General features: G+C 54.3%; 11 protein-coding genes and 2 pseudogenes. 1 reads left to right on the top strand and 12 read right to left on the bottom strand.

Annotation, left to right across the window (positions count from 1 at the left end):
- Window positions 1-120: 120 nt before the first annotated feature.
- Window positions 121-954: pseudogene (locus AC2FJE_RS10890) on the top strand (transposase family protein); the annotation flags it as partial.
- A gap of 190 nt (window positions 955-1,144) precedes the next feature.
- On the opposite strand, the gene AC2FJE_RS10885 reads toward AC2FJE_RS10890, so the two are convergent.
- From AC2FJE_RS10885 to AC2FJE_RS10830, 12 genes and pseudogenes are all read right to left on the bottom strand, one after another.
- Window positions 1,145-3,199: an adenylate/guanylate cyclase domain-containing protein gene (locus AC2FJE_RS10885; RefSeq protein ID WP_496760938.1), complete on the bottom strand. Its 2,055-nt coding sequence runs from the start codon at window positions 3,197-3,199 to the stop codon at window positions 1,145-1,147.
- Window positions 3,200-3,430: 231 nt separating this feature from the next.
- A pseudogene (locus tag AC2FJE_RS10880) lies at window positions 3,431-3,636 on the bottom strand (transposase); the annotation flags it as partial.
- A 68-nt stretch (window positions 3,637-3,704) separates the two neighbouring features.
- Complete coding sequence (locus AC2FJE_RS10875) at window positions 3,705-5,255, bottom strand: polyamine aminopropyltransferase (protein WP_496760937.1); 1,551 nt, start codon at window positions 5,253-5,255, stop codon at window positions 3,705-3,707.
- Between the two features lie 282 nt (window positions 5,256-5,537).
- Entirely contained in the window at window positions 5,538-5,918 is a 381-nt protein-coding gene (locus AC2FJE_RS10870) for a hypothetical protein (RefSeq protein ID WP_496697760.1), read from the bottom strand.
- A 30-nt stretch (window positions 5,919-5,948) separates the two neighbouring features.
- Window positions 5,949-7,241, bottom strand: a complete 1,293-nt coding sequence (locus AC2FJE_RS10865; RefSeq protein WP_496760936.1) for a GNAT family N-acetyltransferase — start codon at window positions 7,239-7,241, stop codon at window positions 5,949-5,951.
- 7 nt (window positions 7,242-7,248) lie between these two features.
- Complete coding sequence (speD, locus tag AC2FJE_RS10860) at window positions 7,249-7,638, bottom strand: adenosylmethionine decarboxylase (RefSeq protein WP_496756059.1); 390 nt, start codon at window positions 7,636-7,638, stop codon at window positions 7,249-7,251.
- 441 nt (window positions 7,639-8,079) lie between these two features.
- The gene (locus AC2FJE_RS10855) at window positions 8,080-9,177 is read right to left on the bottom strand and encodes a M56 family metallopeptidase (RefSeq protein WP_058274623.1); all 1,098 of its coding nucleotides are present in this window, start codon (window positions 9,175-9,177) and stop codon (window positions 8,080-8,082) included.
- Window positions 9,164-9,559: a BlaI/MecI/CopY family transcriptional regulator gene (locus AC2FJE_RS10850; RefSeq protein ID WP_496756062.1), complete on the bottom strand. Its 396-nt coding sequence runs from the start codon at window positions 9,557-9,559 to the stop codon at window positions 9,164-9,166. The genes AC2FJE_RS10855 and AC2FJE_RS10850 overlap by 14 nt, the downstream gene beginning before the upstream one ends.
- A 66-nt stretch (window positions 9,560-9,625) precedes the next feature.
- A complete protein-coding gene (locus AC2FJE_RS10845; RefSeq protein WP_058274638.1) occupies window positions 9,626-10,030 on the bottom strand; it encodes a DUF2160 domain-containing protein in 405 nt (134 codons plus the stop codon).
- 8 nt (window positions 10,031-10,038) lie between these two features.
- The gene (locus tag AC2FJE_RS10840; RefSeq protein WP_058274621.1) at window positions 10,039-10,836 is read right to left on the bottom strand and encodes a carbohydrate ABC transporter permease; all 798 of its coding nucleotides are present in this window, start codon (window positions 10,834-10,836) and stop codon (window positions 10,039-10,041) included.
- Entirely contained in the window at window positions 10,833-11,696 is an 864-nt protein-coding gene (locus AC2FJE_RS10835) for a carbohydrate ABC transporter permease (RefSeq protein WP_058274620.1), read from the bottom strand. The genes AC2FJE_RS10840 and AC2FJE_RS10835 overlap by 4 nt, the downstream gene beginning before the upstream one ends.
- Complete coding sequence (locus tag AC2FJE_RS10830; protein WP_496706571.1) at window positions 11,693-12,769, bottom strand: ABC transporter ATP-binding protein; 1,077 nt, start codon at window positions 12,767-12,769, stop codon at window positions 11,693-11,695. The genes AC2FJE_RS10835 and AC2FJE_RS10830 overlap by 4 nt, the downstream gene beginning before the upstream one ends.

The raw sequence follows: 12,769 nt of genomic DNA, 5'->3' as shown, positions 1-12,769 counted from the left end.
TAACTAGGTGACAACTCCAAGGATTCTCATTTAACATAAGATTGATTATACGATTAATAAATGCTTATCCTCCCCCACTAAATTGTTCCGCCCCTATAGTTAGGTACCCGAGGGTCAGATGTGATAGTCAAACGATACAACCCGGAAGTGATTGTCACTAAATTATGGAAGGTTGAGGCGTTTTACGGCCAAGAGATGCTGCGCGTAGACACCATGCGATAAGTGCGGACAACAGACAGACCTTCTATCGCTGGTGTAAGCAGTATGCGGTATGGCAACCGACCAACTTAAGGAGCTAGAGCGGCTTGAGCAGGAGAATGATCGGCTGCGTCGTGCCGTGTCACACCTCACGTTGGGCAAGCTGATCCGGTCTGAAGCAGCACAGGGAAACTACTTAGCCCTTCAAGTCTCCGGGCTTGCATTGATCACATTCGTAACAAGATGCGGGTGTCCGAGCGGCGGATCTGCCGTGTTTTGGGTCAGCATCGGCCCACGCAGAGACGGTTGCCAGTTGGACGTGCCGGCGAAGACTGGCTGGCTACCTACACGATCAAGCTGATGCGCCATTCTGGTCGATACTGGTAAAGCCTTATCGCAGCCCTTCTGAGTGACGCGGGCTAGCAGATCAACAACAAGCGTGCCGAGCGCCTGTGGCGACGTAAGGGCCTCAAAGTGCCAATGAAACAAAGATGGGGCGTCTCTCGCTGAATCCTCTGAGGACTTTGCTTCGCAATGCCCTGCCGCGCTGTGGACGGGTCGTGTGTTCGACTCCGACCCGAACATCGTAATCATGTCTGGTCACATGACTTCGTTCTTCATCGGACCGATGACGGGAAAGCGTTCCTGGCGATACGGATGCTGAACTCGACAGAAGTCATTGGTGCATTGATGGACCTGTTCATCTTGCGCCACACTCCGGCCTACATCAGGTCGGACAACGGCCCGGAGTTCATCGTTACTATGGAACCCAAGGCCAATCCTGCACTCACGCTCAAACTGGACCACTCGGATGGGGCTAATCAAGGCGTCGGCTTGCCAGAAAAGGTCAGACATATTTACCGGTCGGTTGCGCGCCGTGAACCGCACCACAAAACGAAAATCAAAAAAGGGGGCCTGAACCTAACTTAGGCGGATGTGGCTACTACTATTTTTTGGTACTGGTAATTGCGCGCCAGTCTTCTGGTGGAGGCTTGTCTAACAGGCTTTGGGCACGGGCCATCATTGCGACTGAGGCGGGATCTCCATTTCGTTTTCGGTCTGCAACCTCAAATGCGGCAAGAGCCTCTTCAAACCGCCCTGCCCGGTAGTGCGCAAGGCCTTGTTCATAGGTCTCTATCCAGGCAAATGATCCGCCACGCCCATCTGCCATCGCTATCAGTTCGTAGACCACAAGCTCTTCAAGGCGCCCAAATACGGTTAGCGTGTCCAGTTCGCGCACCACGATTGTGTCGGCTGCCTGTTGTCTCGTTTCCGGCCCAATGAGGATCAGCGTGCCATAATCTTTGTTGGCTCCTTCCAACCGGCTGGCAACATTCACAACATCGCCAATCGCGGTGTAGTTTAACCGCTGCTCTGATCCGATATTTCCGACCAGAGCCTCGCCGCTGTTCAGCCCGATCCTGACACGCAAGGGATTGCCGTCATCATCTTCAATTCCAGACGCGTCCACTGCAGCGACAAGGTCCAATGCTGCGCGGCAGGCGTTTTCAGCGTGGTTCACATCCTTGCGCGGCGCCCCCCAAAACGCCATCACAGCATCACCCATGAATTTGTCGATCGTCCCACCATTTTTAGCGATAGCCGTGGAGGCCGCGCTAAAGAAGGGCTCCATCAGTTGGGTAATCTTGGGGCCAAGTTTCTCGGACAGCCCGGTGAAACCCGTGACGTCGCAGAATAAAACAGAGATCTGCTTCATCTCTCCGCCGGGCTGTATCTTGATACCCTCAGCAAGCAGCATGCGCACGAGATCTGTGGGTACGTATTTTCGGAATGCTGACAAACCAGCCGCCATGCTGGCGGTGGCCGCAGAAAGATTGGAAAGCTCAGACAGTTTGGACGGTCTGCGCTCAATCTGCTCGACGTCAAAGCGCTCAATTTTACCGAGGTCTTCGGCAATGCGTGCCAGCGGATTTGCCACAACTTTGCGGATCAGCCAGATCGCTAATCCGGTTGCAACAACCACCACAATGATCAAAACGTAAATCAGATTGATCAGCGTCTCGTCGATGCCCGAAAGAAAGGCCGCTTCAGGTATGACTGTGGCAACGCGCCAGCCGTAAAACCCCAGGGGCGTCAGCGCCACCGCATAAGGCACGCCGTCAATGACGACACGTTTCGTCAATGTACCAGAGGCATTTGCTTGTGGGTCAGCCAACAGCCTTTCGCCCGAGATCATGGCGACTTCATAAAGCTTGCCCTCGCCCATGCGCGCCGGAGTGACCTCATCCGCTTCGGCATCGGGGACCGCGATAACCTTTCCATCGGCGTTCAAGATAAACGCCGCGCCAAATTCGCCGGGCGCAAGCGTGGCAAGAAACCGTGACAAACGATCCGTTTCGATCGCAACTGCCAGAACGCCTTGTCGCGCTCTATTGACGTCTATCGGACCGGCAAAGGCGTAAACGGTTCTGTCACTATCCGGAAGGTCGCGCGCTTCGATCCACCCAGAGGAATTGAGGCCTATGAAGTTTTTAAACCAGGCATGTTCGCGCGGATCATAAGATGTTTCGGTAAAGGTCCGCTCTTCGAACTGTATGTCACCAGGAATGAAGATGTAGCGGTCTTTCCGCAGCATTCGGTCGCGGATTCCCTCATCGATTTCAATCATCTCAAGCCCACCGTCACCCAGGCGATGTGACGCGAAAAAATTTCCATCAGGCCAGCCGAAGAACATCCATGAGATATTCGGCTGCGCCTGCAATTGTGACAGGAAAACAAACTCCCGCTTGTCGGCCTGTCGCGTCGCGATGACGTTCTGAACAAAGATCGTACGAACGGCCGCCCAGGCGGCTTCGGCCGACCTGAGTGTCACGCCCACCTCGATACGGACAGTGTTTGCGATCTGGCCGTTTATTTCTGCTGCAAGCATGCGGCTATTGTCGCGCGCTGTTGTCCACCACAGGGAATGAACAATAAACGTCGACACTCCGATAGACACAGCCACCAGAATTGACACAGCAATGCCTACACTAAATCGCAATAAACTCTCCGCCAAAAAGCCACGTGTTTCAGTATTGAATTGAGACAGCTAAGAGAGCAAAGTTTTCTTAGACCCAGACGCGAGATCTCACGCAACTGTTAGTTTCAGGATATCTAACCCGTAAATAACGAGTGCAGCAAAAGCGATTGCGAAGAGAAAGGCTTTTGGCATCTTTCGTAGCGTGTCGCCATTCGCTGCCGGGCCGACCAGCATCTAGGCAAAGATGCCTTAATCGCTCCACAGCTTCCAACGGTTAAAGAGGATCTTGCGCGGACCAAAGTCTTTGGGCGCATCTCGTCAATTTAACCCGTTGCGGTTAATGAAATAATACCACTCAACACATGCCTGTCGTCAACACGGGGCTTCCCATGAGGCTTTGGAAAAAAGGGCGCAAGGCGTGCCAACTGTACGTCGCTCAACCAGAATAGATCAGGCATGCTCGCCGCCTGTTTCAGCCACGGCGAACCATACAGCTAGACGGAAATCGATCGGTCGCAAACCTAGCTCAATAGCCAGAAACGTCACGCGAGTATTCGTGATAGATTCCTGGGTCAAAGATGGAATTAATCGCCAGTTCTCGCTTGGGAAGAAGGTCCTCGGAAAACACTTGGGCGGCCTCAAAGACACCGGATGTCAGAAAGCGCGCACTCTCTGGAACCTCGCCCAGTGTCGCCGTCGGATCATTGGCCACAAGGTTGTAACCCCAAACTCCGAATGACGGGATCGAAACCTGATAGTTCACCACCTGCGGGAAAATCTCGGAAAGGGTCTCGGAAATCGTCCAATAGGTATGCGGTAAAAAGAAGGGAGAGCTGCTTTGAGTGACCAAAGCACCATCGTCGCTCAAAATGCTGTTCACCATGGCATAGAACTCGATCGAATAGAGCTTTGACAGCGCTTCGTTATGGGGGTCGGGAAAATCTATAATGATCCGATCATAGGTTTGATCGGTGGATTTGACATAGTTGAATGCATCGGTGTTGTAGACGTTCAGAATCGAGGCCTCCATGCTGTTTTCGTTCAGGCGCGCGATGGGGGCCAGATTGCGCCCCAGGTCGGTCATCGCCGGATCGAGATCAACAAGGTCGATGCGCGATACGCTGGGGTGTTTCAGGATCTCTCGCACGGCCAGCCCGTCGCCTCCGCCCAGAACCAATACGGACTTGGGGGCGTTTTCCCCCCATGACAGAACTGGATGGACCAGCGCCTCGTGATAGCGATACTCATCCGCTTCGGCGAACTGCAGGTGGCCGTCGATGTAAAGGCGCACGTCATTTTTCTGCCAGGTGTTGGTGACGACCAGTGACTGATACTGCGACTGCTTACGCCAGACGATACGGTCAAAATACAGATGGTCCTGCGCAAACGCAGTGATGCGCCCGGCCAGCAAAGTCAGCGCGAACAGCAAAACGATGGTCGCGATTGCGCTGACCAGCATCCGTTTGGGTGAATCCAGCTGGTCGCGTAGGCAAAGGACGCTCAGCAAAGCGACCATGGCATTGGTCAGGCCAATGGCGAATGAGGATGAAATCAGTCCAAGCGATGGAAGCAACAGGATTGGAAACAAAACAGATCCGAAAAGTGCTCCGATATAGTCAAGTGATAGCACGTCGGCGATGGATTCCCGCGCGGTACTGCTTTCGGACAAGACCCGCATCAAAAGCGGAATTTCCAAACCGACGAGAAACCCGATGGTCGAGATAAAGGTAAACATTCCCACCGTGTAGAACCACGGCGCATAGGGAAAGAGCATGAACAATGACACGCTGCACAGGCCGCCGACCAAGGCCAGAATCAGTTCAACCCAGATAAACGTTTGGATCAGGTTGCCGTGGAAAAAGCGTGAGACATATGACCCGACCCCCATAGCAAACATGAAAAACCCGATGGTCAGTGAAAACTGATAGACCGAGTTGCCCAGCAGGTAGCTGGACACCGTTCCAATGATCAGTTCGTAGACAATGCCGCACAGGGCAACAACAAGGATCGCGCCAAGCAGAACCATCGCCTGCCGGCGTGGCAGCTCTGTGTAACGCGGTGTCAGAGTGTCGGTCATATTGAATTCCGAATAACTGGAAAGCCCGACGCGATTAGCGCCGGGCCTGAGTGGAGTATGTTGCGGACGCGGTGCCTTATTTACCGGCGCGCAGACCACCAGCGCGAGCGCTGCGCGGAGCTGAATAGCTGGCGCGCGGCGTCACGTTCCGGTTGTTGAAGCTTGAGGCGCTGATACCGGCCGAACGCTGTCGGCTGAGCAGGTTGCCAATCAGCGCACCGGCCAGGAAGCCGGCGCCCGAGAAACGCAGGCCAGCGGACTCACCAGTAGTGTCAGTGGCGATCAGGCGTCTGTTGGCCTCGTCAATCTCGATGGCAAAATCTCACCTTCATCCGAGTCTCGTGCGCCGTTTGCATTAGCGTCTGCATAACCCGAGAACTTGGCGTCGGATAGAATTTCAAGACCCAGCGGCTCGTCATAAAAGCGCGGTTCCGAGTTCATGATCTGGGTGAGATACTCCGTGAACTCTTCCACTTGATCGTCCGAGGCTTCGGCGATGCTGTTAGCTGTCAGATATTCCTGATACTCGTTGATCGCAAATTCGGTCCGGTCCAGAACCTGCCCAAGATCGGCGGTCTGTTCGGACTTCGGGGCCAGGAACACCGAATACCCTATGAAGCCCACAACGCCCAAAATGACGATTGTTTTTAGATTTCCAAACATAATTTCTCCTATCGAGTTAAGACTGTGTTTTCAGGTTTCATCAAGGTCATAGGACCACCAATCCTGGTGCAGGTCCTTGCCGTAGAATTCTTTGAGCGCACCGCATTTCTTCATCCCCTGCCCCTGTAATTCGGCTGCATGTGCGTCGGACAGATCAGAGGGGACAGTAAGAATGGCCATGCGATATTTCTGCGTGCGAGCCAGCGAAAGCTGCTGATCCAGCCCGTTCAAACCGGTACCGGATTCGCTCCAGCGTAGTCCCGCTACATCGTTGGTTTCCGCGGCCTTTTGCAGGTCAACGACAGACAGACCTGTGGTTGAGGCAGGATGGGCGGGCGGTAGTTCGGGCGCATCCGGATTATCCAATCCATAGATGATTTTCGCCTCTCGCGGGCTGTGATACCCAGGAACGGTCAACTCGACCGCTGCCCCGAATTCTTCATACAGCTTATGCGCGGCGGCATAGATTTTCTTGCCGAACTCTTCGTAGTCACTGGTTTCGATGAAAATCTTGCGGATCTGTAGCTGCGCAAGCTTACCCAGCATGTCGTTCAACATCTGCCCGCCCAACCCTTTGCCGGTTTGGGCCTGATCCAGGTAGGTCCAGGACAGCCACGCAACATCAGGTACATCTTCGTCAATACTGTAGCCGATCAGACCGAGCACGTTGCCCCGATCTTGCAGGACAAACATGTTTTGGGTGCCCTCGTTAACAAATTTGTCTTCAGCCTCGGCCGCGTCATCTTCATCGGTCTGGGCGATGATCTGAATGGCAGGCGATACATGCCGCCATTCCATAGGCGTGAGGGTCGGCCCCTTCGAGCCGAACAACGCATTAAACAAGGCAAGACCTCCCCCGACCAACGCGGATGTAATGTGGGTGAAAACCGCGATCTGAGACCGCAGGTACAAAAACTCGGCGACGAGCAGAATGCATATCAGCGCAAGCGCCCAAACACGTTGGCTTGGCGGTCCCGCTGCTACAAGACCAAAGGCAACAAGGGCATAGGAAACGCTTGATAACCCTACGAACCCCGGCCCGACCAGAACGAACTCTGCCACTGTGCCGGCAACGACGCTCAGGATCACAAGGCCTGCGGTCCCGGTACTGCCCAAGCGAGGTTCGGTCAGACAGCCGCCGATGAAAATCATCACACAGTTGAGTGTCAGATGGCTCAGATCGCCATGCCGGATCACGAACAACAGATGGTCGGGCAAGCTTTGCACAGGCCCCGAATAACGCACCGGACCGAACAGCACGTAGACGCAAATCGCGCACAGGATTAGAGATATCGTGACCGGGCATCTGCGCAGCTCTCTCATTCGCCCTTCAACTGCCGGCGATAGCTAGCCGCGGCACGTTTTGTCCGATCAGGCCCCGTTTGATGGATTGCACCTCAATGCGCTGCGGGCGGAAATAGGATTTCAGTACATCCAGGCTGCGCTGCGGCTCGGCGTCGCCGCACATGAAGATATCAATGGCGGCATAACCATGCTCGGGCCAAGTGTGGATCGAGATATGGGACTCAGCCAACAAAGCCACCCCGGTAAACCCTGCACGTTGTCCGAAATCATGAGTTTCGACGTCAAGGACATGCGCTTTGGCTGCAATAGCCGCGCGTGTCAGAGCTTTTTCAGCTGGAGCAGGATCATAAAGTGCAGTTGAATCGAAGAAATCCGCTAAAAGATGTACACCTAAAGAGGGCAAAACAGCGCTCAAAAAAAACTCAAAGCCTCAAACCATAAATTATTGATCCACTTCTATTTTATTGATCTCTGCAGTCAATCTGACTGCAGGGTTGCCCGCGTTTGACTGCCACGCTGTGGCAAAAAATACACAACCTATAGGGGATCATTCAAGAGTCTGAGTATTTGCGTCAGACTCTCGTTTTATTTCCGGTCCATTCTTTGGGAAGCGTGCAACTCGCACTGGGTTCGGGCCCGCAAGGCAACACCATGCCGGTTGCGCAAGCGGTTGTACGTTGGTGAAACGACATAGCTCTGCCTGGTTGCGTTAGAACGGGCACCCCTGCCCCGCTTTAACGCAAAATCAGGAACTCAACATACCCCAGCCTCGGGCCAAAATTTCCCGGCGCTGAACATCGTGCGCATGAAACGGCAATCCGTCTCTCCAACCCTGGCCGGAGAGCATCACCGCATATCAATTCCCCTGAGTGCGAGCCTCAAGCCGTTCCAGATTAACAACTGTCGACAGCATCAAGCGATCGTGGCTCCAATCCTGAGTTTGGCGTACTGACGCCGAGCTGATGGCAAGAATGGTTGCCAATGCTAGGGTCATCCCAAGAAATACGGCAGGCAGAGGAGGACTTGCCGTCGACGCTTCGGTCAAGGCAATCACACGCAAACGCAACACATGCTTTGCTTTTGTCCCGTTCACCAAGGCCACATGAAGAATGCGTGGGCAGTTCATTGTAAGAGATCGCGAACAGTAATCCAGCAAACAGGCCGTATAGTCTTTGGCGTCTATCCCCTTACGCGAGACAACGGATTGGTCACAGGCCAACTCGCGCAGTCGGTCAAACTGGTGCTTAATCACCAGATATGCCGGGTTCCAGAACAGTAGCGGGCGCATCAGCTCAAAGCCCAGCTCCCACTCCACATCCATGGCACGGATGTGTTGAAATTCGTGTGCCAGAGCGAACCGCAATTCACGCGGTGTATTTAGCAAATGGCTGGGTAAGACGACGTGGCGGCGACGTAGGCCGCGCACAGCGAAGGGTACGTTTATCCGGTCCGACAAACGAATGTCTACCTTCGACGACCGCCGCCAAAGAAAGCTGGATCTCACGGTTTTGCGAATTGCCCATGCATCGCGAAGCACACGAATTGTCAAGAAAGTCGACACCAGGGCGAATGCAATCAAAACGCATGTTACAAGGACAGACGAACCAGAAAGAACGTGATCAAGCCAACGTTCGCGCGTGTTCAGCAGGGTTTCGAACTGCGCAGCCGGCATGGCAATATCACCACGCAAGTAGGCAGCCACGGCCAGATCCCCCAGTGCGACTGCGCGTCCAGGCCACAGAAAACCGATAAAGGCCGAGACACCCATTGCCAGCACCGGGCTCAGCACAACACAAATACAAAGTGCTTTGAGCGATCGAAGTTGTGCAACAAACCCATATCGCATAGACGATCGCGCGAACACGACGCGCACCGCCAGCCAGATAAGTGCCGACAATCCAAGTACAACATTTAACTCGAGAAAAGCGTCGAGAACCGGTTTAACCGCCGTCATTTTGCAGTCTCCTCTCTACCAGTGCTCGAATTTCCTCCAGATCATCTTCTGTCAGCCCCGCATCGTCGACCAACCTTGCAACCAAAGTTGCGGGGGTGTCGTCGAATAACGTCCGGGAGAGATTTTGCAGCGAACGCGACTGATACCTGTCTTTTTCCAGAAGTGGCCTATAAATCAACGACTTGCCGTTCTTTTCGCTTTCTACAAATCCCTTTTCATCGAGAATTCGCAAAATTGTTGCGCCGGATGTGTAGGCCAGATTTCGATCTGGCGCCAAACGATCAAGAACATCTCGGACCGAGCCCTGACCCAGCGCCCAGAGCTCATTCATGAACTCAAGTTCCACGTCGGTCAGCAAATTTGTAGTTTTTTTCTTTCGCATCAGTCTCGGTGTCGCCATTTTTTAGTATGCCTGACAGACAAGCATCCTTTCACTGTTTCGCAAAGCCTAAACTTTCCAGAAGACGAAGATGCCCCAACCGATGGACAAAAACAGCGGCGTCCAAACCGGTTGCCCAACCAATCCGAGCCAGGCCAGAAAGATGTAGGCAGCCCCTAGAAGCGTGATGAAGAGACGATCGCCGAGCGTGGTGGTCAGACCCAATACGCCGCGCCGCTCGATCCCGTCGCGATATTTGAAGCCTTCGAGAACGCCAATCAGCGCGATGGCTGAGAATATCCCAACGAAAACTGCAAGTGTCGCAGGCGTCCAGGCCATCCAGAAATCGGGCCACAAAGGGTCGGTCCAGGAAAATCCCTTTTCCTCTTGCTGGCCAACGTTGCCCCATCCGGTCTGAGCCTGAGCCAAGGCCGTCGTGGGTAGGAAGGGGAGGATGAGAAGAAGTTTACGCATATCGAACCTCATACACGACCCATCGCGAAACCGCGCGCGATGTAGTTGCGGACAAACCAAATGACGATGGCTCCGGGGATGATGGTCAGGGTTCCGGCAGCGGCCAGCAGACCCAGCTCGTACCCGGCGCTGGAGGCAGTACGCGTCATCACGGCCGCGATGGGTTTAGCCTCTACCGCAGTCAGGGTCTTGGCCAACAGCATCTCGACCCACGAAAACATGAAGCAGAAGAAGGCCGCGACACCAACACCCGCTTTGATGTTCGGGAGGAAAATTGTCACGAAGAAACGTGGGAACGAATAGCCATCCACATAGGCTGTCTCATCCAGTTCTTTGGGAATACCGCGCATGAAACCTTCCAGGATCCAAACAGCCAACGGCACGTTGAACAGTGTATGGGCAAGTGCCACGGCCAGATATGTGTCGAACAATCCGATAGACGAGTACAGCTGGAAGAAAGGCAGCGCAAACACCGCAGCCGGCGCCATACGGTTGGTCAGCAGCCAGAAGAACAACTGCTTGTCGCCAAGGAACCGATAGCGCGAGAACGCATAGGCGGCGGGCAAGGCCACACAAACGGAAAGCACCGTGTTGATTGTCACGTAGGCAATCGAATTTATGTAGCCCCAATACCACGTCGGATCTGTGAAGATCGTGATGTAATTCTCCAGCGTGAAGGTCTGAGGGAATAGGGAAAAGCCCGACAGAATCTCGTTTGTGGTCTTGAAGGACATCGCCACCAGCCAATAGATCGGCAGCATCAGGAACGCGATATAGAGGATCGGAATAAGGGACCGCTTCTTCATTGCGCGTCATCCTTTGTCATCAGAGTGTAGAAGACCCAAGATACCAGCAGCGTGATGGCGAAGTAGATCAGGCTCATTGCAGCTGCAGGGCCAAGGTCAAATTGTCCCAGCGCGATCTTCACAAGGTCGATCGACAGCAAGGTGGTCGAATTGCCGGGGCCGCCGCCGGTCAGAACGAAGGGCTCGGTATAGATGTTGAAACTGTCCATGAACCGCAGCAGTACCGCGATTGTCAGGACTGTTTTCATCTTAGGCAGCTGAATATAACGGAACACCGACCACGGGCTGGCGCCGTCAATCTTGGCGGCCTGATAATAGGCGTCCGGGATCGACACGAGGCCAGCGTAGCAGAGTAGTACGACCAATGAAGTCCAGTGCCAGACATCCATGATGACGACCGTGATCCACGCCGACAGCGGCTGCTGCGTCATGTCATAGTTGATGCCCAAAACGTCATTCAGGAAATAGCCCAGCAAGCCGATCTTGGGCAGAGTAAAGATATTCCACATCGACCCGACTACATTCCATGGGATCAGCATCGGCAGAGCCATGAGAACCAGACAAACAGGAACCCAGAACCCTTTGCGCGGCATCGACAGGGCTACGATGATGCCCAGGGGCACCTCAATCAGCAGGATCAGGAAAGTGAACAGGAACTGCCGTCCAAGCGCAGCCTGAAACCGGTCAGAGCGCAGGATCTGTTCGAACCAGCCCAGTCCCTCCCAGAAGAACTGGTTGTTGCCGAAGGTCTCCTGCACTGAGTAGTTGACCACCGTCATCATCGGCACCAGCGCGTTGAACGCGACGAGTGCCAGCACCGGTAAGACAAAGAACCATGCCTTTTGGTTTTCCGTTCTCATTGTGCCCGCTCCTCGCTAGCGATCCAGCCGTCGCGGTAGACGCGCGATTGTTCAGGTTTGAATTGCAGGAAGACTTGTGATCCCGGTTCCGGAACACTGTGTTCAGTTACTGCTTTCAGGGCCGTATTACCAACCATGGCGCTGACCACGTAGTGACGGCCAATATCCGAGACCTTGGTTACATGTGCCGGGATACCGGTGTCACCGAACCCCACATATTCGGGGCGGATGCCCAGATCGGTTCGACCGCCATCACCATGGATCGGACCTTCCAACATCACTTCGTGGCCTTCAAAAACGGCGCGGTCGCCCCTGGCTTCACAGGGCAGCACGTTCATGCCGGGTGAGCCGATGAAGTGACCAACAAACGTGTGCTGAGGACGTTCGAACAGCTCGACAGGCGTGCCGATCTGAACCACTTCGCCTTCCTGCATCACGACCACCTCGTCTGCAAAGGTCAGCGCCTCAGTCTGGTCGTGGGTCACGTAGATCATCGTGGCCCGCACGCGCTGATGCAGTTCTTTCAGCTTGGACCGCAGCTTCCACTTCAGGTGGGGATCGATCACAGTCAGCGGCTCGTCGAACATAACCGCATTCACGTCGTCGCGGACCAGACCTCTGCCCATCGAAATTTTCTGCTTATTGTCTGGGCTGAGTCCTGACGCTCGGGTCTTGAGCAACTCAGTGACATCCAGCATCTCGGCAATCTCATCGACGCGACGTTTGATCGTCGCCGTATCAACACCTCGGTTTTTGAGCGGAAACGCCAGGTTCTCGCCTACTGTCATCGTGTCGTAGATCACCGGGAACTGGAATACTTGCGCGATATTACGCTGGTCAGGCGGCAGAGCTGTCACGTCGCGATCATCGAACAGGATCTGGCCCTCGGACGGCATCAACAAGCCCGAGATGATGTTCAACAACGTGGACTTGCCGCAACCCGACGGTCCCAGCAGTGCATATGCCCCACCATCGCGCCATGTCACGTCGATTTCCTTCAGCGCATAGTCTTCCGGACCTGCCGGCGTCGGCATGTAGCTGTGTTTGAGGTTTGAAAGCTTGATCTGTGCCAT

The sequence above is a fragment of the Ruegeria sp. CDSC002 genome (assembly GCF_059610905.1).
Note: the sequence above shows the minus strand (reverse complement) of the source record. Positions and strands in the feature narration are given on the sequence as shown.

Excerpts from the sequence above, each read along its gene's own strand:
- AC2FJE_RS10875 (WP_496760937.1), bottom strand. The coding sequence starts at position 5,255 with ATGACCGACACTCTGACACCGCGTTACACAGAGCTGCCACGCCGGCAG.
- AC2FJE_RS10870 (WP_496697760.1), bottom strand. The coding sequence starts at position 5,918 with ATGTTTGGAAATCTAAAAACAATCGTCATTTTGGGCGTTGTGGGCTTC.
- AC2FJE_RS10865 (WP_496760936.1), bottom strand. The coding sequence starts at position 7,241 with ATGAGAGAGCTGCGCAGATGCCCGGTCACGATATCTCTAATCCTGTGC.
- AC2FJE_RS10855 (WP_058274623.1), bottom strand. The coding sequence starts at position 9,177 with ATGACGGCGGTTAAACCGGTTCTCGACGCTTTTCTCGAGTTAAATGTT.
- AC2FJE_RS10850 (WP_496756062.1), bottom strand. The coding sequence starts at position 9,559 with ATGCGAAAGAAAAAAACTACAAATTTGCTGACCGACGTGGAACTTGAG.
- AC2FJE_RS10845 (WP_058274638.1), bottom strand. The coding sequence starts at position 10,030 with ATGCGTAAACTTCTTCTCATCCTCCCCTTCCTACCCACGACGGCCTTG.
- AC2FJE_RS10840 (WP_058274621.1), bottom strand. The coding sequence starts at position 10,836 with ATGAAGAAGCGGTCCCTTATTCCGATCCTCTATATCGCGTTCCTGATG.
- AC2FJE_RS10835 (WP_058274620.1), bottom strand. The coding sequence starts at position 11,696 with ATGAGAACGGAAAACCAAAAGGCATGGTTCTTTGTCTTACCGGTGCTG.
- AC2FJE_RS10830 (WP_496706571.1), bottom strand. The coding sequence starts at position 12,769 with ATGGCACAGATCAAGCTTTCAAACCTCAAACACAGCTACATGCCGACG.